This is a genomic window from Serratia sp. H1w, assembly GCF_000633355.1.
GTDB lineage: Bacteria > Pseudomonadota > Gammaproteobacteria > Enterobacterales > Enterobacteriaceae > Chania.
The window spans coordinates 1-1525 of sequence record NZ_AYMQ01000237.1; the positions used below are offsets into that span (position 1 = coordinate 1).

At 44.9% G+C, this 1525-nt stretch carries 1 protein-coding gene; it reads right to left on the bottom strand.

What is annotated here, in order from left to right:
* Positions 1-21: 21 nt before the first annotated feature.
* Complete coding sequence (locus U869_RS0129085) at positions 22-1494, bottom strand: AAA domain-containing protein (RefSeq protein ID WP_157834784.1); 1473 nt, start codon at positions 1492-1494, stop codon at positions 22-24.
* Between the last annotated feature and the right edge of the window lie 31 nt (positions 1495-1525).

Sequence of the window (1525 nt, forward strand, 5' to 3'; positions counted from 1 at the left end):
CGGAATCATTAGACCATTACATCATGATGTTTCCTCTACTGAGACATGCTTTAAGGTTTTATTTTTGTGATGCGCTCTGAGGCGCATTTGCAAAGCATCGAGTTGCACCTGGGTTTCCTGGGCAAGATTGCCGCTATAGAGCATGGATGTTTCCATATTCTTGTATTTCCCCTCACGCATAGCACTGCCCCAGTTATAAGAGCCGATGCATATGACCTGCTCATCGGCCAACACCAGTTTGCTATGTACCTGTTCAACTACGCATACCCGAATCCCCTTATCACACAAGGCTTCACAACATTGCTTAAATTGCTGATTCTTTTCAATACTATATTTATTATTCTGGTGGGTATTAAAGCGGTAATCAGTATGGACATAAATCTCAATACCGCGTTCAACGGCAGCTTGCATATGTTTTAAATAACCTGTTGTTGTGAGTTGATGAAGTAGGATCCAAGGTGAAATCATATCTACTCGGTGCTGCACTGTATCCAGCAACTCAAGGAAAAATTGATCGTGCTCTTCCGAACCATTAATGATTTTCGGTTCAGGGCAAAATGCCACTAAATCAGGCCGAGCCCCAATAGCAAAACTGAGTTCACTGTCATCGCGAGCAAACAGATATTGCCCAAGAAGGTGTCTTGGTGTGCCTTTGGTTGCCGAAGAGATAACATCCATATCACCAAACACCAGGAAGCTATCTTTCGCACGGGATACGGCAACATTAAGCATTGAGGGGTCATTATCAATAAAGCCCCCGTTATTGTGACGAGAATAAACAGCAGAAAATAACACCACTTTTCTTTCAGCACCTTGCAAAGCATGCACAGTACCGATGGTCATTTCCCCCTCACCTCTCCCCACCTTGATCTCATGGCTTCTACAAGCTTCTGACAACAGTCGCTCCTGAGCTTTGAAAGGGGTAATTACTCCAACAAGATCTTCCAACTTGGCACCATAAGCGTTTTCTAACTCGCTACGTTTTTCTGCTAGCCAGCGGGCGATAGTCTCAGCTTCCAATCGATTGATACAGCTGCCACCAACTGGCGATTCAGCCATACCATCAATATGCAAATAGCCAAGAGCAGGTAATGGAGGTATATCGCCCTCCAACTCATCACGTTTTCCCCGTTTTGGTTGGAGCAATCCTTGGTAACAAAGGTCATTGCAGAAAGAAATAATTTCATCAAAACAGCGGCGGTGCTCTCTTAAAAACATACCAGGCTCTGCATCCGGTAAATATCGAAACTGACTCGCCGATTGAGCGATACGCATGACACTTCCATCCACGACAGAACGCCCTTGAGCGCAAATATCGCTATACTCATCAATATTAGACGACAACTGATGCTGTAACATGTTACCAACATCGGCTCGTCGAGACTGATTGCTTACCGGTTTGATTTGATGCACATCTCCTATTACCAAGGCTCGCTTAGCTAAAGCGAACGAAGCCGCAGCAACATCAGGAGCTACCTGACCGGCTTCATCCACGATAAGTAAGTCTATACCCAATAAACCTCAA